Source organism: Ruminococcoides sp., assembly GCF_057037865.1.
The window spans coordinates 287,938-309,330 of the sequence record NZ_DBLZMS010000001.1 but is presented as its reverse complement, the minus strand read 5'-3'; the positions used below and the strand labels follow the sequence as shown (position 1 = coordinate 309,330).

The following is a 21,393-nucleotide window of genomic DNA, read 5'->3' as shown; positions in this document are numbered from 1 at the left end:
AATCAGTCTTCCTCTGTGTATTCTCTGAGGACGGTCTTAATGTCATCCCATCCGTATCCGAGCCTTTGCAGAGCGGCAACGGCTCTTCGCCTTATTTTTTCATCATTTATGTTTTTATATTTTCTGTCGATAACCGCCCTTATTCCGTCACACGGATCAAAGTCGATTTCTTCGATAATCTCTTCTGCAAGTTCACGGTCAATTCCCTTTTGAACAAGCTGTCTTACCGCACCTCTCGGAGCATTATGCTTTGAAAACAAAAGCTGTTCGGCATATCGTCTTGCAAAGTTTTCGTCATTTACAAGACCGAGTTCTTCCATTCGTTCAACAGCCTTTTCCGCCGATTCTTCATCACAGGTGCGTTTGATTTTGTCGGTGAGTTCTTTTTTTGAGTGGTCACGATAGGAAATAAGCCACAAAGCCTTTTCCTTTGCACGGCGCTCATTGCTTAGCCTGATAATCTCGTGCAGATCCTCGTCATCAATCTCTCTGCCGACATCAAATCGGTTTTCAATAACTGTGCGTGCATCAAGATTCATAACATATTCGCCGTCAATGTAGAGCGCACACATCGCCTTTCTTCGTGGTTCAACTGCGGTTATAAGCATCAGTCGTCAACCAGAACATCAATTTTTGCACCGCTCTTTTTCTCTGTCTTATCCGCAGAATCAGGCTTGATTTCTTGGTTTGCAGACGGAACTTCGGTAATTTTTACCTTTGGAGCAGGCTTTTTGCGTTCATAAAGCTTGTCAATATTTTCCCAGAGTTTCTTCTCAATTTCAGCAGCAAGCTCCTTGTCGGTTTTGAGAAGTTCCTTGACCTTGTCACGTCCCTGTCCGAGTCGTCTGCCGTCATAGCTGAACCATGCTCCTGCTTTTTGAACAACCTCAGCCTTTACGGCAAGATCAAGAAGTTCGCCCTCACGGGAAATGCCTTCACCGTACATAATATCAAATTCAGCCTCACGGAACGGAGGCGCAATCTTGTTTTTTACAACCTTTGCTCTTGTGTGTGAACCGACCATTTCACCGCCTGATTTAAGGGTTTCAACTCTTCGTATATCAATACGAACGGAGCTGTAGAACTTGAGCGCACGACCGCCGGTTGTTACTTCGGGGTTGCCGTAAACAACACCGACTTTTTCACGCAACTGGTTAATGAAGATTGCAACGCAGTTTGACTTTGAAATTGCGCCTGCGAGTTTACGCAGTGCCTGTGACATAAGTCTTGCGTGCAGACCTACATGGCTGTCACCCATTTCGCCCTCAATTTCAGCCTTTGGAACAAGAGCCGCAACAGAGTCGATTACGATAACATCAATCGCACCGCTTCGGATAAGTGCCTCTGCAATTTCAAGAGCGTCTTCACCCGTGTCCGGCTGTGAAACGAGGAGTGAATCAACATCAACACCGAGAGCCGCCGCATATGTCGGATCAAGTGCATGCTCAACATCAATAAATGCAACATTGCCGCCGTTTTTCTGTCCCTCTGCAATGCAGTGGAGAGAAAGTGTTGTTTTACCCGAAGATTCAGGTCCGTAAATTTCAACAATTCTTCCGCGGGGAAGTCCGCCGATTCCGAGTGCAATATCAAGCGAAAGCGAACCTGTTGAGATGTGTTCAATGTTCATATGTTTATTTTCGCCAAGACGCATTACAGCACCTTTGCCGAACTGTTTTTCAATTTGTGTGAGCGCAGTTTCAAGCGCTTTGTTTTTATCTACTGCCATTTTATATACCTCCGTACTCCGCAAAGGGAGCTGATGTTTTTCAGTCTGTAACATAACCGTCACTTCATCGGTGGTTATGTCCGCACTAAGATTATAAAATATGTGAGGGGAAAATGCAATAATTTGGCGGTAATTTTATCGAACAAAATTTCTAAAATCAGAGCAAAGTCCCAATAATCGCCCTCTGCACACCGCCAAAGTCAAGCGAAATTTTAAAATCCGAAAAGCCTTTGTCAGTCATAAGTGCCTTTACTGCGTCAGCCTGATTTTCTCCGAGTTCAAATGCAAGCGCACCGCCTTTTTTGAGTTTTCTGCTCCAACGGCTCACTATTTCACGGTAAAAATCGTAACCGTCCTCGCCGCCGTCAAGTGCAAGTCTTGGTTCAAGCCGAACTTCTTTTTGAAGTGTTTCGATGTCGGCTGATTTTATATAAGGCGGATTTGAAACAACGAGGTCAAGCTCACCGTCTGCAAATGTATCGCAGATTTTGAGAGCGTCAGCCATAACGGGCTTTACTGACGAATTGTTTTCTTTTACATTTGTTTCAAGATATGAAAAAGCGGTTTCGTCAATTTCAACTGCCGTAACTTCGGCACCCGAAATTTTATCAAGTGCAACGGCAATTGCACCGCTGCCCGAACAGAGGTCAACCGTCTTTTTGTCGGTTCTGTTTTCGAGAAAATCAATGCAGAGATTGACAACCACTTCCGTGTCATCACGGGGAATGAGCACGCCTCTGCCCACCTTAAAATCGAATCCCATAAAGCTCCATTCGCCGAGAATATACTGCAACGGCTCGCCTGAAATTCGTTTTTCTATAAATTTTAAAAAGTTATGTGAACAGTTTTCATCGGCTTTATCAGTTTTGTGTATGATAAAGCCGACTCTGTCAAGCGAAAAAGCCTTTTGTAAAAGACTTTGCGCCTCAAATTTTGAATTTTCAATATTATTATTCTCAAGCAGTTTAAGTCCGCTTTGATAAATTTCGTTTACAGTCATTACTTGCTTACAATGTCCGAGCCGTCCTCGGGGATAACAGCCTTGATAGCCTCAATTGCAACTTCAATCATAGTGTCATCAGGCTCTTTTGTTGTGATTCTCTGTGCCCAAAGTCCGGGAGCGGCAATGATTCTTGTTGCGGCATTGTCGTGCTTACCGCAGATTTTGATAAGCTCGTAACCGATTCCGCATGAAACGGGGAGAAGAAGAATCTTGAATACAGGTCTTAAAAATCCGATGCCGAAAGGTGCAACAGGAACGAAAAGACCGACAAGAATGCCGACAATCAGCATAAGAACCATAAAGCTTGTTCCGCATCTCGGGTGAAAACGGCTCTGCTTTTTAACATTTTCAACTGTGAGTTCTTCTTCGTTTTCGTAACAGAAAATTGTCTTGTGCTCGGCACCGTGGTACATAAACACTCTTTTCATTTCTGTCATTTGTGAACATACTATAATATAAAGTAAGAAAAGAATAATCTTGAGAACACCCTCAAAAACAGACTTCCAGAAAACAGCGTTTCCGCCGTCACCCTTGAAAGCGGGTACAACATTTGCACTGAGGTCAAACAGGAAAGAGGGGACAAAGAAGAAAAGTCCCACGGCAAGCGCAACACCGAGGATTGACGCAATTACCATCATAACCTTAACAAGCTTGTCGCCGAATTTATCGTCAAGCCATTTTTCAAACTTTGACGGTTCTTCTTCGATTTCGGTCGATTCAATTGCCTTATCGGCAGAGAGCATAAGCGCTTTGTAGGAAAGTCGCATTGAGTCAATAAGACCTGCGATTCCTCTTAAAAACGGAAGCTTGAAAAGCTTACATTTTGAGGGAATTGTGTTTATGCTTATATCCTCGCTGTAAATCTTGTCGGGTGCGGTACGAACACACACGGTTGTGCGTTTCGGACCTCTCATCATAATGCCTTCAATCAGGGCGCTGCCGCCGATTGAGGTGATTTTTTTAGTAGTATTTTTAGCCATTAGCTGTTCCTTTCTGTATTAGGCTGCACAGAGAAATAAGATTAAAGCTTAATGTTTTCGGGAAGTGAGTTTTCACTGCCCTCCTTATACACAGGGAAGGTGAGCGTTACGGTTGTGCCGACACCCTCTCCGCTTTCGATATCAAGTGAACCGTTGTGGAGGTTCATAATCTCATCGGCAACCGCAAGTCCGATTCCCGAACCGCCGACAGTCTGGTTTGCTTTGTAGAATTTTTCCTTAACCTTTGGAAGATCCTCGGCAGAAATTCCACAACCCGTGTCGGTTATTACAATCTTGATAATATCGGGTTCATCTTTGCTGTAGATTACCTGAGCGGCAACAACACCGCCCTTTGGTGTGTATTTCAACGCATTGTCAAGCACATTGAGGAAAACCTGCTTGAGCCTGTTTTTATCGCCGTAAACGGCAGGATAAACAACCTCGGGTTCATCATAAAGAAGATGCTTGCCCTCTGTAACGGCTCTTTCCTTTAAGAAGTAAACCGCATCGTCAAATTCGGCAAGAATGTCAAGCTTTTCCTTGATGAGCTTCATTCTTCCGCTCTGAATACGGCTGAAGTCAAGAAGCTCTTCTACAATGCTTGTAAGGCGTGAGCTTTCGCTGATAATAACTCCCATACCACGGTCAAAGGTTTTGCGGTCAAGCTTTCCTCTTTCGGAAAGCTGCATTGTTTCAGCCCAGCCCTTAATCGCCGTAAGCGGAGTACGCAACTCGTGTGATACTCGTGAAATAAAATCGTTTTTCATCTGATCAGCTGTCTGCAAATCAAGAGCCATATCGCTTATTGCATCACAGAGGTCGCCGATTTCATCATCGTATTTGTACTCAATCTTTTTTGCCTGTGAAAAATCGCCGTGGGCAATCTTGCTTGAAATCTCCGAAAGTTTTCTTATCGGGGTAACGATTGAACGGATAAACATAAGTCCCGACAATATTACAAGGGCGATGATAACAAGACCGCACGCAATAACTGCCGCAGAAACAAGCACAATTGCCGTGTTGACCTGTTCCATTGAAACAATGTATCTTACCGCACCTACGCAGGTTCCGTTTTCGTTGGTGATGATTCTTGTCAGGCTCATTGCACTTTCGTTCGATGAAAGCTTGCCGTTCCAATATGCACAGCCGTTTTCGTTTGAGAGTGCATCATTAAAATCGGGAATCTGCTCGTTGTCATCAGGGGTGAATCCTGTTGAAGTCATGACAACTCTGCCGGAGGAATTGATTACAAGAACCTCCATTTCTTCTTTTTTGTCAAAGTTTTCAACATAATCACGGGCAGACGCCGTAAACGAGGTTGAACTGTCGCTCTGAAATCCCGAAAAGACAAGTGAAAGTTCGCTGCTTGTTGTGTTCAGGTTCTGTTCAACGCTGTTTTGAAAAATATATGTAACAATGAAAATAAGGCTGACAACAATAAGGATTATGATTGTCAGTATAACACTCAATGTGTTGAGCATCCATCTTTTTGAAATACCCTTAAAAATTGTTGCCGCCCTCCTCTTTAGATTGTATAAATTTTATGCAGGCTGTTTTGCAAAGTTATTCGCCTGAATCCCACTTGTAGCCGAGTCCCCAAACCGTGATGATATGTTTAGGATTTGAAGGTTCGTCCTCAACCTTCATTCTGAGTCTGCGGATATTAACATCGACAATTTTATCCTCGCCGACATAAGCGTCTCCCCATACATGGTTGAGAATGTCGATTCTGTCAAGAGCAACACCCGGATTCGAGAAGAAGTACTCCATAATCTGGAATTCAACCTGTGTGAGTTCAATCATCTTTCCGCTCTTCATAAGCGCACGGTTGCGAAGATTGAGTGTGAATTCGCCCGATTTAAGCTCTTCTTTAAAGTTGTTTTCGGAATGCGACTGTGCAAGCGCAACTCTCCTGTAGAGTGAATCAACTCTTGCAAGAAGCTCACTCGGTGAGAAAGGCTTTGTAACATAGTCGTCTGCACCGAGCATAAGTCCTGTTACCTTGTCCATTTCCTGAGTTTTTGCCGAAAGCATAATAATTCCGATTCCGCCGTTGCGGTTTCTCAGCTCCTTACAAACCTGAAAACCGTCAATACCCGGCATCATAACATCAAGAATCGCAACATCAAAATCGCCGTTGTTTTCTTCATATTTCTGCAAAGCCGCCTCGCCGCAGTCTGCCTCAACTACATCGTAGCCTGCCCTTGTAAGATTGATAACGACAAAGTCACGAATTGCCGCTTCATCCTCACAAACAAGAATTTTTTTCATATCAAAACCTCCGTTGCTGTGATCAGATTCCCGACTGATCAAGTGTGGAAAAACCTGTCTTGATTTCGTCGTCACTTAGCGAAATCTGTGTGTCGGGATTTATATTATTAAATGTGTATGCATATTTATCATCTTTTGTAATCAGCGTAAAATCATCAGATTTGCCCGATTCCCATTCGCTTATGGGGAACACCTTTATTTCAAAAAGCTCCGTGTCAAGCTTAGTGCCGTTCCATGCATAGAATGAGGTGGTTTCGCTTTCAAGGTCGGTAATTGCCGTAACCTTGTTTTCGCTCCACTTATCGGCATAGTTCATCATAAACATATAATCGTAATTTATGATTACCGCCTGTTTTGCAACAAGCGCCTCCTTGGGTGTGTCAAAGCTGTTCCAAATGATTTTGTCGGCATAAATATTTTTGCTGTCACCGCTCTGTTTCGGCAGATCAAGCGTAACGGGAATTTCAAGCTTTCCGTCCTTGTCAATGTCCGAACAGATGACCTGCGATGAACGCCGGGTTATATTTTTTGCTTTTTCTTTAAAAAGAGGATTACGCAGAATTGCAAGGTCACGGCTGTAAAAAATAACCTGTGTGTTAGTAACCTCATTTGCGGAAGTTCCGTCAACGACAATTCCCGTAATATCGTTATCAAGCTTTGTAACGGCAATGTTCTTGTACTTTACAACATTCGGATCCATGTTTGCCATTGCTTTGGCATACAGGCTTTTGCTGTCCTCGTTGTAATCAAGCATTGACGCAAGGGCCTCGTTTTCGGTTGTGTAGAGAACAAGCGACATAATCTCGCTTGTTCCGTCATTGTCAAAATCCCCCGTAACAAAGCTTGAACAGCTTTGTCCCGAACCCACTTCGTTTGTCTTGCCTTCCGAGTAGGAGTAGCAGGAAAGCTTGCCGACATTCGGAGTGTAGGTTGTTGAATTAACGATGATTTCAGCCTTTCCGTTGCCGGTTAAATCCGCAAAGTCAACGCTGTCAATATCGGTGGTTTCAAAGATATTGTCGGACGCAATCTCCCACGAATTGTCTTTTGAGTACATGACAAGCATATGAACCGAAGAAGTTTCGGCACTGTTGCGAAAAAATGCAACAGCCTCGTTGCTGTCGTTTCCGTCAAGGTCGGTCATGATGATTGCACTGCGGAATTTTCCGTTTTTAGGATATTTCAGCGTATAACTGCTGTCAGCCGTTTTGGCAATAAGCTGTTCAATTTCAGCCTCATCTCCGACTGCCTTAGGAGGACGAAGAAGATTTTCTGCGCTGAAATCCGTGATGTTGCAACCGCTCAAACCGACAAGCATTGAACCGATAACCAAAGCCGAAATCAGCTTTTTAATCTTCACAAAAATCCCTCCCGTCTTTATTTATGGGGCTGTCAAGGCTTTTGTCTTGCAATAAGATACTTGATTTTTATGCCCTCTTCGGAGAACATTTTTTCATGCTCTGTTTCAATATTATCGGTAACATCGCTTGCGTGCAAATCACGGGTGAGATACAAAATTTCATATCCGCTCTGCTCAAAGTATTCAAGACTTTCGTCAAACAGCTCGTCATCATCGGTTTTGAAACGGATTTCGCTGTCAGGCTTCAAGAATGTTTTGTACATTTCAAGCTTTTTGTAGTATGTAAGTCTGCGCTTTTTGTGCTTTGCTCTCGGCCACGGATTGCAGAAGTTGATGAAAAGTCTGTCAATCTTATCGTCAGCCGTAATAATTTTGTCAAGCATTTCAACATTGTACTTTACAAGCAAAAGATTTGTAATATCATCCTGCGTTTTGCCGGCGTCCTCAAAAAGCTTTACAATTGTTCTTCTGCCGACGCCGAGCATATCGACCTTGATGTCAAGTGCGATAATATTTTTGTCGGGGTTTTTAAGCGCAAGCTGTCCCGCAAAACCGCCCTTGCCGCAGCCTATTTCAAGATACAACGGCTGTTCCTTTTTGAAAGCCTGCATCCATTTTCCGGCGTTTTCTTCCGGATTCTTTACATAAAAATTGCAAACGGAAAGCTCCGGTTCTGCCCATTTCTTTTTTCTGATTCTCATAATACCTCATTTTGCGGTGCGTACAGACGGCGCACTACCACATATAGTAATTTACCGTATCATTATATCAAATTGTAACAAATTATGCAACAAATATTTTGATAATGATGCTTACAGGTTAAATAAATTTAATCATATCGTCACAGGATTGCGATTTTGTAAAAATAATCTCGGAAAATTCTTTTGAAAGCTTGTTTACAAGCGGTAAAATTACAATATTTTCACTTTTGAAGTGACCTGCGTCAATAATGTCAATTCCGAGTGAATTTGCGGCGATAATCTCATGGTGCTTGATTTCTCCCGTGACAAGCACATCAACACCCGCCAAAGCCGCATCAAACACATTTGAACCGCCTGCACCCGACGATACGGCAACCTTTTTAACCCTGTCTTTAATGTCGGTGTAGCGAAGTCCCTTGCAGTCAAGATTTTTCTTTGCAAGCTTTGCAAAATCGTGAATATCGGTTTCGCTTTCAAGCTCGCCCGTGAACATACACTCGCCAAGTTCCGACAACACGGGATTTTTGACTCCGAGTGCGTCTGCAAGACAGATGTTTACTCCGAACTTTTCGCCAAGGTCAAGGTTGGTGTGCATACAAACGGCAGAAATGCCCTTTTGTGCAAGCAGATAGGGAACGGAAGAAGGCGAAAGCCTTTTTATAGGGGCAAAAATTACGGGATGATGACTGATAATCAGCTCACATCCCAGACTTTCCGCCTCATTCACAACATCTTCCGTAATGTCAAGAGCGACAAGCACACGGCTTACGGCTGTGTATTTGTCGCCCACAATAAGCCCTGCGTTGTCAAAACTCATCTGAGTTGCACAGGGCGCAAATTCTTCAAAAAAATTAAGTATATCGTTTATGGTTTTCACTTAAAGCTCTCCTCAAGAATGCGTGCGGTTTCGGCACAGACAGGGTTGCCCTTAGCCTGTTTTAAAAGTCTGCGCACACAGCCTTTAATAAATCTGCGGTGCATGGAGTTGTTTTTCGGATCAAGCCCGTAAAGAAAAAGGTCGCTTTCGGATACCGTGCGAACCTCACCGCTGTATTCGGCAAGAATTACAGTGTAGCACTTGTTTGCGGCAGTACAGCAGTCACGCTTGATAACGCTGAAACCGTTTGCAAACAGCCAACGCATAAGCTCTTCACTTTTGGTCATAGGCTGAAGAATAAAGTGCTTTGACCTGTCCTTTGAAAACTCCCAGTTTTCGATAATCTGCGAAATGAGTTCTCCGCCCATTCCTGCAATTACTATGTCATCAGCCTCATCGCCCAAAATTTTTTCAAGACCGTTTGAAAGTCTTGCTTCAATTCGATTGTTAAGACCGCTGTTGTTAATTGTTTCAATTCCCCGTTCAAGGGGCAGGGGGTTGATGTCTGCGGCAATCGCTGTGTCGCATCTGCCAATACGGCACAGCCACACCGGAAGATAGGCATGGTCTGTGCCGATATCGGCAACCTTTGCTCTGTCACGCACAAAGTCAGCACAAAGTGCAAGACGGTTATCAAGCGAAAAATCAGATGCGCCGTTCATTATGCAATTGCTTTATTAAGGTCTGCAACGAGTGCGTCTGCGTCTGCACCGTGTACCATACAAGCCTCTTCAATCGTTTCGCCTCGTGATGCAGGACAGCCAAGGCAGTGCATACCGATGCTGAAGAAAAGCTCTGCTGTGTCGGGGTACTGATCAAGAACATCACCGATTATTGAATTCTTTGTAATTTCCATTATAAAAAACCTCCTGTGTCATGAAACTGCAACACCGCTTTGATGTCACACTATAGTAGTATAGCATAAAGCCGTACTTTTTAAAAGTGATATTTTTAATTTTTGTGTAAGGTATAAGTCTTATTTTGCCCAATATTTGCGGTCAAGACTGCGGTATTGAACCGCCTCAAGAACATGCTCGGAGCGGATTATTTCCGACTCGTCCAAATCGGCAATGGTTCTTGCAACTTTCAAAACCCTGTCATACGCTCTTGCGGTGAGACCAAGACTTTCAAAAGCGTCCTTGAGCGTCTTTTCAGCCTCTTTATCAATTATGCAGACCTTTTCAAACTGCTCTGCGTTAATTTTTGCGTTGCAGGTTGTTTTACTGCCCTTAAATCTTTCTCGCTGAATTTCTCTTGCTCTGTCTGCTCTCTTTTTGATGTCGGCTGAACATTCGGCAGATGAAGCGTCACGCAGTTCTTCAAATTTCACGGCAGGCACTTCTACATGGATATCAAAACGGTCGAGAAGCGGACCCGAAATGCGGTTGAGGTAGCGTTTTATCTTCTGTTCCGAACAGGTGCATTTTCTTGTCGGATCACCGTAATATCCGCACGGACATGGGTTCATTGCGGCAACCACCATAATCGAACACGGATAGGTGCATTTCTGACCTGCTCTTGAAATTGTGATAGAGCCGTCCTCAATCGGCTGACGGAGTACCTCAAGCGCCGTTCTTGAAAATTCGGGCAGCTCGTCAAGGAACAGCACACCGTTGTTTGCAAGTGAAACTTCACCCGGTCTGATAGTTCCCGTACCTCCTCCGCCGAGTCCTACGGGCGTTACCGTGTGGTGAGGCGAACGGAACGGCCGTGTTGTGATAAGTCCGTCATGCTTTAGCGTTCCTGCAATTGAGTGGATTTTTGTGGTTTCAATCATTTCGTCAAAGCTCATATCGGGCAGAATTGACGGAACTCGTTTTGCAAGCATACTTTTGCCCGAACCCGGAGGGCCTATGAGCAGAATATTGTGACCGCCGGCAGCGGCAATTTCAAGCGCACGCTTCACCTCAAGCTGACCATTTACCTGGGAAAAATCCGGAATGTAGTCCCGTTCCTCCGTGGGAGAATGTGTATTCGGCTTTGCGGGTGCAGGTTCGAGAATGTGATTGAGATAATCTTTCAGTTGAAGAATGTTGTCAATACCATACACTTCAATTCCGTCAACAACAGCGCCCTCGCTTGCGTTGGCTTTCGGAACATAAATTTTCTTTATACCGCATTCCTTCGCTTTGATTACCATGGGCAGAACTCCGTTGATTCCTCTGACTTCTCCCGAAAGCGAAAGCTCACCGATGAATGCGCAGTCGGAGATGTTGCTCTTAATCTGATTGAGCAGTATAAGAATTGCAACCGCAATCGGCAAATCGTAAATAGGTCCTTCTTTTTTGATATCGGCAGGGGCAAGGTTCACGGTCATATGTGCGGCAGGGTATCTGAATCCGCAGTTCTTTAATGCACTGAGAACCCTGTCCTTGCTCTCACGCACGGCGGTGTCGGGCAGACCGACCATATCAAATTCCCGTGTGCCGTTGTACATTGACGCCTCAAGCTCAACCTTGTAGCCGTCCATACCGCTCACTCCAAAACTGTTGCAGGTAACAACCATAAAAATTCCCCCGAACCGATAAATAAAAATCGTAATAAATTAATAATATAAAGTATAACATTTTCTACTTCTCTTAACAAGTTTCATAATGTATGTAATTTCGACTTTATTTCAGCTATTTTGCACAAATAATTTCCATATCATAATGCAATATTACAGAAATTGCTTTCGGGTTGTTGACATTTGTGCGTTTTTGTTATACTATTAAGCGTATAAGAATAAGTATTAGGGGCAGGTTATGACCGAATTGCAAAAATCCTACGGTACTTTATCCGACGCACAGCTTGCAAATTTTGTGAGTCTTGGTGATGACCGTGCTTTTGATGAGCTTGTCGTAAGATATCTTGACACAATCAGCATAATTGCACGAAAGTTTTCGGCAGAGGGTTATGAACACAATGACTTTGTTCAGGAAGGACTTGTAGGACTGCTTTGTTCCTGCAAAGCCTTTGACCAAAACGGCGGTGCAAACTTTAAAAGCTATATGTCGGTTGTTGTTGAAAGAAGATTTATTTCGATAATCAGACGTGGAGAGCAGAAAAAAGCCATCCCCTCATCAAGCATTGTTCCGATGGACGATGTGGGCGAGTCAATTGAAGATTCCGCCAAAACTCCCGAAGAACTTTTGATGTGCAGAGAACAGCTTGACCAGTTGCTGTTGCGACTTCAAAGTGTGCTGTCAAAGTCCGAATACGATGTTCTTATGCTCTACGGCAACGGCTTGAGCTATAAGGAAATTGCAGAAAAGCTTTCCGTAACCGAAAAGGCGGTTGACAATGCCTTGCAAAGAGCAAGAAAAAAGGTTCACGGCGGTCTGAATGTCGGCTGATCGGTAAACCGAAAATTAATATTTGTCCTTAACAGTATTGCGGTGCAACTCCGCACGGGGCAACAAACTAACCTCCGAGAGGTAGAAAAAGAGAGGTAAATACCAATGTACGAAGATAAGACACTTGTCTGCAAAGAATGCGGAAACGAATTTGTTTTTACTGCAGGAGAGCAGGAATTTTACGCTGAAAAGGGTTTCACAAACGAACCGCAGCGTTGCAAGGCTTGCAGACAGGCTCGTAAAAATGCTGCCAAGACAGAGAGAGAATTCTTTGAAACCGTTTGCGCTGAATGCGGCGGAATTGCAAAGATTCCTTTCAAGCCTGTTGAAGGCAAAAGCTACTATTGCAGCGAATGTTTTGCAAAAAGAAAAGCAGCTGAATAATTAATTGAATTTTTATTGTTTTAGTTTAATTTCTCGTAACTGAGGTTAAATATTTTAATTTTAAAAGCTTGATTATCTTCAGACTAATTTCAAATTTAAAAAGCTAAACACAAAAACGGTGGGCATCTGCTCACCGTTTTTTATGTTTTTCATAATATCACTTCGTTAAAATCAGCAGGGGTCGAGAGCTACTGCGACCATATACATAATTATCGGTAAGTTGGCGGCAATAATATAGTATGGAGTACATATTGCCGCAAAAATTGCAGCCTGTTTGGCTCTTTCTTTTTTTGAACAGGAAATTTTCTTGAATACTATTGCTTTGACAACAAGAAATTCAATTATGCCTGCCACCAATATTAAAGAGAAATAAGAAAATTTTGGAATTGAGATGTGGTAGTAATCAGTCGAGTCTGCAACATATGCAACAGCTATTGCGGTGAATGACGCAATAAAGTTTATAATTGTAAAAATAACAGCTATTATTCCGTAACATTTGTTGTTTATAAGTTTTTTATCTGTTTCATTAGCTTTTTTCTTGGCAAAATGTGTAGCAATGCAGATTGTGATACAAGTAAAAAATAAAGCCGCAAGAATGTTTACTAAAATAGCGGTAAGAGTTGCCGAGTTAAGCATAAATCATCTCTCCTTAAAAGAAAATCATCTTTATGAAAAGTGCATATGGAATAAACAGGTGCCACGGTGCATTTATAACGGCGGTTAAGAATGCAAAAGCCACACCGAAAAGGATACTGTAGAATGGTGTTGAAATCAGCGAAAAAACAATTGATTTTCCGACCTTTGTACCCGTATCGCATTCAAACCTTTTAAACATTGTAAAATAAGCAATAACAGCTTGAATCAAAAATATAAAAACAATACTTCCTATGCTGAATGAAAGATAGCAAGTTAAGTCAGGAAACGGAAGATTAAAAAGCAGTATTGCTGTCATATGCAAAACAAAAAATATCGGGTAAATTATTATGTGATTATTTTTGCTGATGTTTACTTTGTTTTTGTAACCCGCACTTCTTTCTGTATGGCAAAATGCTGTTGTAACAGAAAGTATGGCAAGAAGTACAGATAAAATAATTATAGTGGTTAAGATTTCGGGATTTGAGTTTTTGTTCATAATATCACTTCGTTAAAATCAGCAGGGGTAAAGAGATACTGCGATTATATACGGAACTATCGGTGAGCTTACGATAAATATGTAATACGGTGCGCATATTGCGGCAAAGACTGCGGCTCTTTCCGTTTTGTCTGCCTTTGAACAGGAAAATCTTTGGAATATAGTTGACTTTGCAATAAAAAATTCAACTACGCCTGCCACAAATATTAAAGATAAATAAGAAAATTGTCCTATTGAAAGATGGTTGTAATCACCTGAGTCTGCAATATGTGCAACAGCCATTGCGGCAAATGATGCAATGAAGTTTATAATTGAAAAAATCAGAATTGTTTTTTGATAATCATTTTTTGTTATAAGTGCTTTTTCTTCTGTATCAGCTTTTTTTCTTGCATAATATATAGCAATCGAAACGGTAGTAGATGTAAAAAGTATGGCTGAAAGTATAAATAATAATATAACAACTAGAGTTGCCGAGTTAAACATAAATCATCTCTCCTTAAACACAAAATCAAAATATCATACTGTCGATAATCATACTTGCAATCTGTCCGTAAGGGATCAACAATTCATACGGTGCGTTTGCAAGTGCGGTGAAAAATGAGAGTTTCCATTTTTTATTGTTTGGTATTCCAAATTTGCGATAAACAAATGTGTAGTTCACAAAAATCAATACCACTATGCTTACGATAATAACGAAAATAAACGGAAAAACATATATCAAACCAAGACCGTATGGACTATCCAAAAATTCATAATTTGCTCCGATAATAGCCATGTAAAATATAGATAAGAAGTCCTGCAATAACTGGTCAAATCTTATGTGTGAGTAAATTGCATCCATCACCATCGTCACAATAAATAAAGAAGCTAAAGCCAATAATATGTATCCGACTCCGAATGAAATAGAAGCTGTTTTTATGACCTTGAATTTACCGTTGTAAGATTTTTTAGAAAGGTATTTTGAAATACCGAAATTTACTGCTAAAGCTTTTCCTATGCTTACTGCAACGGCACAAATGCCGAGTATAACATATATGTATGTGTATTTCATAACCAAACCTCCTTAACATTAAATCATACTTTTGAAAATCATCGTTCCAAACTGACCGTAGGGTATTAACAATTCATAAGGTGCGTTTGCAAGTGCTGTGAAAAATGAAAGTTTCATTTTCTTATTTTTAGAAACTTCAAAATCTTTGTAAACGAATTTGTAATTGACGAAAAACAGAACCGGAATGCTTAGAATAACTAAAATAAAGAAAGGTATAACATACGCACCGTACTCATTACCGATTGTATTGTACCATGGACCTAAAAGAGACATTGTAAGTGCAATAAAAAATCCTAAAATCAATTCTACTAAATTTTCTACTATATTAATGTAACTCGATGCACTGCAAAGCGTTATACCTAAAACGATCAGAACAACTAATGCCAACAAAATATAGTTCGTTTCCAAAGTATGTAACGCAACTTTTTTGAATTCAAAATCACCTTTATATGGCTTTTTTGAGAGATATTTTGAAATACCATAGTTTATAGCGAAGGTTTTAAAAATACCTCCGCTGAGAATTACAACAGCAAGCAACATATATAAGATAAATTTCAACATAAAATCACGCTCCTTATCAAGCAATTGAACTAATTCATTAGTACAATTATATAATACAATATCTCTGTACAATTGTCAATCGGAAAACACAAAATTTTTGTTTAATTTCAAATGTTTTTATTACAAAAATTGTATTGAACCGCCCGAATAACATACTTGTTGTCAAATTTGCTTATATAATGTATAATAATAAAAGTAACGATACCGAGAAGGTGATTGCCGTGACGATTGAAAAAATTAAGAGAATTTATGCATCTACCGCAATTTACAAGTTTTCGCAGGGACTAAAGAACGCTGAAACCGATGACTTTGATTCAGCGTTTGACAATGTGCTTGATTTTTTCGGAAACAAAATCGAGGAAGACGCTCTTAAAATTGAATGTTCGGGCGATGAGGTTAATATGATGTTCCTCGATTTTGTAAGAATGTTATCGTCAACCCGCCACCTTGCAATGTGTGTGTTTGTAAACGGCAATGCCGATGTTGATACAGTCAAAAGACTTGAACGCTTTTCGGGTTGGTCGGAGTGCTTTAAGGTTGTTCGTGATATGAATAAACATGATGACAAAATCTGCATCTACATAGGTTTTATAAATTGGTTTGACGGTGAAATTTACGATGTTGATTACACGGTTAATGTAATTTTGTAAGGTCAAATTGCTTGAAAAGTCAGACTTTATCGGATAAAAATTGAAAGTCAGAAAAAGTCAAAAATATTTTAAAATATTAGGAAACGAGAGCATAAGCGAGAATTCGTGAGAATTTCAAAGCTTATGCTTTAATTTTTGACTTTAATTGACTTTGACTTTCTCTGACCTTGATATTATAATGTAGTCAAACAAATGAAAAGAGGCGACCAAAATGAGAATGAGCGATTTGGTGGCACAGTACATTATAGAGATGCTTGACCGTGAAAACGGCAGTGCGGAGATTCAGCGAAACGAACTCGCCGGCAACCTCGGATGTGTACCGAGCCAAATCAATTATGTTATAACCTCCCGATTCACTCCCGAAAAAGGCTACATTGTAGAGAGCCGTAGGGGCGGCGGCGGATTTATCCGAATAAGCCGTGTGAAGATGGATAGAGGTACGGCGCTTATGCATATAATAAATTCGATTGGAACAACACTTGACAAGGCAAGTGCAGAGGCAATGCTCAAAAATATGTTGCAAAGAGATATGATTGAGCTTACATCGGCAAAGCTGATAGCCTCGGCGTTGTCCGACAGAACGCTTACAAATGTTGAACAGAGTAAACGAGATGCCGTGCGAGCGGACTTGTTCAAGAATATGTTGCTTACATTAAGTTGATTTTGAACGGAGGCAGTTATTATGAAATGTCAAAAATGCGGTGCTAACAATGCAAATACTCATGTAAAGACCGTTATCAACGGTGAAATTAAAGAATATGATTTGTGCAGTGAATGTGCAAAGAAAATGGGATACACAAACATCTTCGGTAACTTTGAGGACGAATTTTCGGGACTTCTCGGAAGTTTCTTCGGCAACAGCCTTCCCGCAAGAACTCAGGCAACACGCTGTGACTTCTGCGGAAGCTCATATTCCGATATTGCAAAGTCGGGTCATGTAGGCTGTGCAAAATGTTACGAAATTTTCGGCGACCAGCTTCTTCCTTCAATCAGAAGAATCCACGGCAACACAACCCATTGCGGTAAGAACAGCCGTTTTGGTACAAAGAAAGCCGAAAAGAGTGCCGAGATGACAAAGAAAGATAAAATCAAGGCACTTAAAAAGGAACTCGACAAGGCAATTTCGGAACAGAATTTTGAACATGCCGCAGAGTTAAGAGATCAGATTAAGGAAATGGAGGCTTAATTATGAGTAACGAAGTAATTTCCACCAGAGTAAGACTTGCAAGAAACCTGAAAGATTACCCGTTTCCGTGCCGACTGTCCGAACAGGGCAGAAAAAAGGTTATTGAAAAGGTTACAAGTGCAATCAGGGACAGCAACAGCTCAATTGCCTCGGATTTCAATCTGATTAAGCTTGATGATTTGACAGAGGCACAGGGTGTGTCACTTGTTGAAAGACATCTTGTAAGTCCCGAATTCATCAGCGAAACAGAGGGCAGAGCATTGCTGTTGAGCAAGGATGAAAGCATGAGCATTATGATTAACGAGGAAGATCACATAAGACTTCAGGTTATCACAGACGGCTTGTCGCTTGAACAGGCATATGATACAGCTGATAAGCTTGACACCCTGCTTGATGAAAACCTTGAATTTGCTTTTGATGACAAGCTCGGTTATCTTACACAATGCCCTACAAACCTCGGCACAGGCATGAGAGCCTCTGTTATGCTCCATCTGCCGGCACTTGAAAAGAGCCGTACAATCGGCAGAATTGCAGGCAACCTTTCAAAGCTCGGACTTACAATCCGTGGTGCTTACGGTGAAGGCTCAGAACCCAGCGGTTCGCTTTATCAGCTTTCAAATCAGGTAACGCTCGGTATCTCCGAAAAAGCCGCAATTGAAAATCTTGAGAACATCACAAAACAGCTTGTTTCTCAGGAACAACAGGCAAGAGAAAGACTTGCGAAGAGTATTGATATTCAGGACAGCGTAAGCAGAAGCTTAGGCTTGTTGAAATCGGCAATGGTTATGACTCATGACGAGGCTTTAAAGCTGTTGTCAAATGTTCGTTTCGGCATTTTGTCGGGACAGATAAAAGATGTTACCGCAGATGTTGTTGACTCTCTTATGGAAAAAATTGAGCCTGCAACGCTTATGGTAAACTCAGGAAAAAATCTTTCCGCACAGGAAAGAGATATTGAAAGGGCAAAAATTTTAAGAGAGGCTCTTTCATAGAAAATAAGCAGTTAATACATTATCCACAAGGAAGGGTGATGATTTTATGTATCAGTTCAAAGGTTTTACAGAAAAAGCAAACAAGGCGCTTAATCTTGCGATTGAAAGTGCAGAGGAGATGCGCCACAACTATGTCGGTACAGAACACATTCTCTACGGACTCGTAAAAGAGGGCAGCGGTGTTGCCGCAACCGCTCTTAATGAGTGCGGAGTAACGGAAGATGCTCTCCGTGAAAAGCTTGAATCCATTAACGGTACAATGTCGCTCGTTGAGCTTACTCCAGATGATTTTACTCCCCGTACAAAGAGAGTTTTGAGAGCCGCAGTTATCATTTCTTCAAAAACAGGCTACACCTATGTAGGCACAGAGCATTTGCTCCTTGCAATCCTTTCGGAGAGCGACAGCTACGCAGTAGCTTTTCTTGAAGAACTCGGTGTATCTGTTGAAAGACTTGCACAGGCTGTGTCAAAAGGTATGCAGGGCGGTGCAGATGAAGGTTTCGGCGGTTTTGAAAACGAATCCGCTCCGAACGGTTCACAGAAAGGCGGTTCGGCCCTTGATAAATTCGGCAGAGATCTTACTCAAGCCGCAAAGAACGGTGAAATTGATCCTGTAATCGGCAGAGAAAAGGAAATCCAGAGGGTTATCCAGATTCTTTCCCGCCGTACAAAGAACAATCCTGTTCTTATCGGTGAACCCGGTGTAGGTAAAACTGCGGTTGCAGAGGGACTTGCACTTGAAATTGCAAAGGGCAATGTGCCTGAAATTCTTAAAGACAAGCGAGTTGTCAGCCTTGACCTCACAGGTATGGTAGCAGGTGCGAAGTACAGAGGTGACTTTGAGGAGAGAATCAAGGCGGCTATTGACGAGGTTAAAAAGTCAAAGAACACTATCCTCTTCATTGATGAACTTCATACTATCGTTGGTGCAGGTGCCGCAGAGGGCAGTGCGGACGCCGCAAATATCCTTAAACCGTCACTTGCAAGAGGCGATTTTCAGGTTATCGGTGCAACAACTCTTAACGAGTACAGAAAATATATTGAAAAAGATGCCGCTTTGGAGCGTCGTTTCCAGCCAGTAAAGGTTGGCGAGCCTACTCCCGAACAGGCTGTACAGATTCTCAAAGGCTTGCGTGACAGCTACGAGGCACACCATAAGGTTAAGATTACCGATGAGGCAATCAATGCCGCAGTAACATTGTCATCAAGATATATCGCAGACCGTTACCTCCCCGATAAGGCAATTGACCTTATTGATGAGGGTGCGTCAAAGGTAAGGCTTGCATCTCTTACCTCTCCTGATAATGTAAAGGAGCTTGAAGATGAAATTGCAGACTATGAAAAAGAAAAGGCAAGCGCAATTAACGAGCAGGACTTTGAAAGGGCTGCACGACTTCGTGATGAGCAGAAGGAACTTCAGACAAAGCTTGACGATGCAAAGAAGAAGTGGCAGGAACAGCAGAAGGGTAACAGCGGCGAGGTAACTGCCGAGGATATCGCAAAGATTGTTTCCGAATGGACAGGTATCCCTGTTGTTCAGCTTACTAAGGAAGAAAGCGAAAGACTTCTTAACATGGAGAATGTTCTCCACGAAAGAGTTATCGGTCAGAGCGAGGCTGTAACTGCAATCGCAAAGGCTATCAGACGAGGCAGAGTAGGTCTTAAAGACCCGAAAAGACCTGTAGGTTCGTTTATCTTCCTCGGTCCGACTGGTGTCGGCAAAACAGAACTTTGCAAGGCTCTTGCAGAGGCAATGTTCGGCGATGAAAATGCAATGCTCCGTCTTGATATGAGTGAATATATGGAGAAACACACCGTGTCAAAGCTTATCGGCTCACCGCCCGGATATGTAGGCTTTGAAGAGGGCGGTCAGCTCACCGAAAAGGTAAGAAGAAAACCGTATTCGGTTGTACTTTTTGATGAGATTGAAAAGGCTCACCCCGATGTATTCAATATGCTCCTCCAGATTCTTGAGGACGGCAGACTTACCGACTCACAGGGCAGAACGGTTGACTTTAAGAACACCATTATCATAATGACCTCTAATGTCGGCGCAAGACTTATCACCGAAAAGCAGAGCTCACTCGGTTTTAATTCCGAAAATGAGAATGCCGAAGAGAGCGAGAAAAAGGACATTAAGGAGCTTGTAACAGGCGAACTCCGCAAGGTATTCCGTCCTGAATTCTTGAACCGTGTTGACGATATTATCGTGTTCAACAAGCTCAACAAGGACGAAATTAAGCAGATTGCCGTTAAGATGCTCAAAACTCTTGAAAACCGTCTTGATAAGATGAATATTAAAATCAGCTTTACAGACAACGCAATCAGCGAGATTGCCGACAAGGGCTTTGACGAAAACTACGGTGCAAGACCTCTCCGCCGTGCAATACAGAATGAGATTGAAGATCCGCTTTCAGAGCAGATGCTTGAGGGCAAGGTCAAGGACGGCGCAGTAGTTACATGCGATTTCGCAGACGGTCAGTTTACCTTTACAACAGCAAACGCCAACTAAGCGTAATTCTTAATAAAAATAAAATCAACCGCAGAGCTAAAAACTTTGCGGTTGATTTTTTTGTTTTGAATATCTTGACAAAATAAATTCAAGGTGTATAATTAATCCGACAAAAACACAATAGGATGTTAATTATGAAAAAAATTATCTCGATTATCTTGTTGGCAGTTATTATCTCAACTTCTGTTTTATTTACAGGTTGTGGCGGTGAAGTTGCACCGAGTAATGCTCAAACTTCTGATGAAGCCGATACAACTGCTTTATCAGATACTACTCCGACAGCAGATACAAACCAATTTTCAGTTGAATTTTATGATTACAAAACTAATGAACTTATTTCAAAATCAAACAAAAACAACCTTAACGAAAAGTTGATGTCATTTAACGATTTGGTATATATGACATCTGATAATAAGGTGGATTCGATAGATGTTGAACCGAGTTATGTTCTTCTTTTATCATACCTGAAAGATACCAGCCGTGACATTTGGATTTTGGTATATGTCAAGGGTGACGATGTCTATGTTCAGGCTGACAAAAGGCACGCAAATATAAACCTTGACACGGCGGGTTATGATATTTATAAGAGTAAATATAATAAATCGCAACTTGAAGAATTGATGAAATAATCACAGTGTAAAGTTGCCTGAATTTAAAAGATTTTATAAA

At 41.8% G+C, this 21,393-nt stretch carries 25 protein-coding genes; 8 read left to right on the top strand and 17 right to left on the bottom strand.

Translation table 11 applies throughout. From position 1 onward, the window contains the following. Window positions 1-2: 2 nt before the first annotated feature. The 12 genes from AC2HW8_RS01450 to AC2HW8_RS01395 form a co-directional block, all read right to left on the bottom strand. Window positions 3-608 (bottom strand): regulatory protein RecX, encoded by a 606-nt coding sequence (locus tag AC2HW8_RS01450; RefSeq protein ID WP_021882904.1) that lies wholly within the window; start codon window positions 606-608, stop codon window positions 3-5. Beyond that, window positions 608-1,729, bottom strand: coding sequence for a recombinase RecA (gene recA / locus AC2HW8_RS01445; RefSeq protein ID WP_021882905.1), 1,122 nt, complete (start codon window positions 1,727-1,729; stop codon window positions 608-610). The genes AC2HW8_RS01450 and recA overlap by 1 nt, the downstream gene beginning before the upstream one ends. A gap of 157 nt (window positions 1,730-1,886) precedes the next feature. Further along, a complete protein-coding gene (gene prmC, locus AC2HW8_RS01440; RefSeq protein WP_117951074.1) occupies window positions 1,887-2,729 on the bottom strand; it encodes a peptide chain release factor N(5)-glutamine methyltransferase in 843 nt (280 codons plus the stop codon). Then, window positions 2,729-3,712, bottom strand: coding sequence for a DUF1385 domain-containing protein (locus AC2HW8_RS01435; RefSeq protein WP_021882907.1), 984 nt, complete (start codon window positions 3,710-3,712; stop codon window positions 2,729-2,731). Before AC2HW8_RS01435 ends, prmC begins: the two co-directional genes overlap by 1 nt. A 41-nt stretch (window positions 3,713-3,753) precedes the next feature. Next, on the bottom strand, window positions 3,754-5,181 hold the full coding sequence (locus AC2HW8_RS01430) for a sensor histidine kinase (protein ID WP_242961772.1): 1,428 nt from the start codon (window positions 5,179-5,181) through the stop codon (window positions 3,754-3,756). 94 nt (window positions 5,182-5,275) lie between these two features. Next, window positions 5,276-5,983 (bottom strand): response regulator transcription factor, encoded by a 708-nt coding sequence (locus tag AC2HW8_RS01425; RefSeq protein WP_015523327.1) that lies wholly within the window; start codon window positions 5,981-5,983, stop codon window positions 5,276-5,278. A 22-nt stretch (window positions 5,984-6,005) separates the two neighbouring features. Next, window positions 6,006-7,343: a hypothetical protein gene (locus AC2HW8_RS01420; RefSeq protein WP_484327044.1), complete on the bottom strand. Its 1,338-nt coding sequence runs from the start codon at window positions 7,341-7,343 to the stop codon at window positions 6,006-6,008. A 32-nt stretch (window positions 7,344-7,375) separates the two neighbouring features. Further along, window positions 7,376-8,044 carry a tRNA (guanosine(46)-N7)-methyltransferase TrmB gene (trmB, locus tag AC2HW8_RS01415; protein WP_015523328.1) on the bottom strand — a complete coding sequence of 223 codons (669 nt, stop codon included), beginning with the start codon at window positions 8,042-8,044 and terminating at the stop codon, window positions 7,376-7,378. A 118-nt stretch (window positions 8,045-8,162) separates the two neighbouring features. Continuing rightward, window positions 8,163-8,921: a Nif3-like dinuclear metal center hexameric protein gene (locus AC2HW8_RS01410; protein ID WP_484327043.1), complete on the bottom strand. Its 759-nt coding sequence runs from the start codon at window positions 8,919-8,921 to the stop codon at window positions 8,163-8,165. Further along, window positions 8,918-9,583: a class I SAM-dependent methyltransferase gene (locus tag AC2HW8_RS01405; protein ID WP_484327042.1), complete on the bottom strand. Its 666-nt coding sequence runs from the start codon at window positions 9,581-9,583 to the stop codon at window positions 8,918-8,920. The genes AC2HW8_RS01410 and AC2HW8_RS01405 overlap by 4 nt, the downstream gene beginning before the upstream one ends. After that, on the bottom strand, window positions 9,583-9,777 hold the full coding sequence (locus AC2HW8_RS01400; RefSeq protein ID WP_015523330.1) for a DUF1858 domain-containing protein: 195 nt from the start codon (window positions 9,775-9,777) through the stop codon (window positions 9,583-9,585). Before AC2HW8_RS01400 ends, AC2HW8_RS01405 begins: the two co-directional genes overlap by 1 nt. 120 nt (window positions 9,778-9,897) lie before the next feature. Beyond that, a complete protein-coding gene (locus AC2HW8_RS01395; protein WP_484327041.1) occupies window positions 9,898-11,427 on the bottom strand; it encodes a YifB family Mg chelatase-like AAA ATPase in 1,530 nt (509 codons plus the stop codon). A gap of 238 nt (window positions 11,428-11,665) precedes the next feature. On the opposite strand from AC2HW8_RS01395, the gene AC2HW8_RS01390 reads away from it, so the two are divergent. Further along, the gene (locus AC2HW8_RS01390; RefSeq protein WP_101070388.1) at window positions 11,666-12,256 is read left to right on the top strand and encodes a sigma-70 family RNA polymerase sigma factor; all 591 of its coding nucleotides are present in this window, start codon (window positions 11,666-11,668) and stop codon (window positions 12,254-12,256) included. Between the two features lie 105 nt (window positions 12,257-12,361). Then, entirely contained in the window at window positions 12,362-12,640 is a 279-nt protein-coding gene (locus AC2HW8_RS01385; RefSeq protein ID WP_021882914.1) for a zinc-ribbon domain containing protein, read from the top strand. Window positions 12,641-12,811: 171 nt separating this feature from the next. Here the strand turns inward: AC2HW8_RS01385 and AC2HW8_RS01380 are convergent, their stop codons facing one another. Genes AC2HW8_RS01380 through AC2HW8_RS01360 form a run of 5 tightly spaced genes read right to left on the bottom strand, consistent with a single transcriptional unit; the run spans window position 12,812 to window position 15,384 of the window. After that, the gene (locus AC2HW8_RS01380) at window positions 12,812-13,276 is read right to left on the bottom strand and encodes a hypothetical protein (RefSeq protein ID WP_484327040.1); all 465 of its coding nucleotides are present in this window, start codon (window positions 13,274-13,276) and stop codon (window positions 12,812-12,814) included. A gap of 13 nt (window positions 13,277-13,289) precedes the next feature. Next, window positions 13,290-13,772, bottom strand: coding sequence for a hypothetical protein (locus AC2HW8_RS01375; RefSeq protein ID WP_484327039.1), 483 nt, complete (start codon window positions 13,770-13,772; stop codon window positions 13,290-13,292). A gap of 18 nt (window positions 13,773-13,790) precedes the next feature. Further along, window positions 13,791-14,255 (bottom strand): hypothetical protein, encoded by a 465-nt coding sequence (locus AC2HW8_RS01370; protein ID WP_303667337.1) that lies wholly within the window; start codon window positions 14,253-14,255, stop codon window positions 13,791-13,793. Window positions 14,256-14,280: 25 nt separating this feature from the next. Next, window positions 14,281-14,823: a hypothetical protein gene (locus tag AC2HW8_RS01365; protein ID WP_303667336.1), complete on the bottom strand. Its 543-nt coding sequence runs from the start codon at window positions 14,821-14,823 to the stop codon at window positions 14,281-14,283. 18 nt (window positions 14,824-14,841) lie between these two features. Continuing rightward, window positions 14,842-15,384: a hypothetical protein gene (locus tag AC2HW8_RS01360; protein ID WP_046431989.1), complete on the bottom strand. Its 543-nt coding sequence runs from the start codon at window positions 15,382-15,384 to the stop codon at window positions 14,842-14,844. A 221-nt stretch (window positions 15,385-15,605) separates the two neighbouring features. On the opposite strand from AC2HW8_RS01360, the gene AC2HW8_RS01355 reads away from it, so the two are divergent. The 6 genes from AC2HW8_RS01355 (at window position 15,606) to AC2HW8_RS01330 (ending at window position 21,353) form a co-directional block, all read left to right on the top strand. Then, window positions 15,606-16,034 carry a hypothetical protein gene (locus AC2HW8_RS01355; protein ID WP_117969728.1) on the top strand — a complete coding sequence of 143 codons (429 nt, stop codon included), beginning with the start codon at window positions 15,606-15,608 and terminating at the stop codon, window positions 16,032-16,034. Window positions 16,035-16,245: 211 nt separating this feature from the next. Further along, window positions 16,246-16,695, top strand: coding sequence for a CtsR family transcriptional regulator (locus AC2HW8_RS01350; RefSeq protein ID WP_046431992.1), 450 nt, complete (start codon window positions 16,246-16,248; stop codon window positions 16,693-16,695). Between the two features lie 21 nt (window positions 16,696-16,716). Next, window positions 16,717-17,220, top strand: coding sequence for a UvrB/UvrC motif-containing protein (locus tag AC2HW8_RS01345; protein ID WP_021882921.1), 504 nt, complete (start codon window positions 16,717-16,719; stop codon window positions 17,218-17,220). Between the two features lie 2 nt (window positions 17,221-17,222). After that, the gene (locus AC2HW8_RS01340; RefSeq protein WP_021882922.1) at window positions 17,223-18,212 is read left to right on the top strand and encodes a protein arginine kinase; all 990 of its coding nucleotides are present in this window, start codon (window positions 17,223-17,225) and stop codon (window positions 18,210-18,212) included. 46 nt (window positions 18,213-18,258) lie between these two features. After that, a complete protein-coding gene (locus AC2HW8_RS01335; protein WP_484327038.1) occupies window positions 18,259-20,724 on the top strand; it encodes an ATP-dependent Clp protease ATP-binding subunit in 2,466 nt (821 codons plus the stop codon). A 134-nt stretch (window positions 20,725-20,858) separates the two neighbouring features. Beyond that, window positions 20,859-21,353 (top strand): hypothetical protein, encoded by a 495-nt coding sequence (locus AC2HW8_RS01330; RefSeq protein WP_118101784.1) that lies wholly within the window; start codon window positions 20,859-20,861, stop codon window positions 21,351-21,353. Window positions 21,354-21,393: the final 40 nt, after the last annotated feature.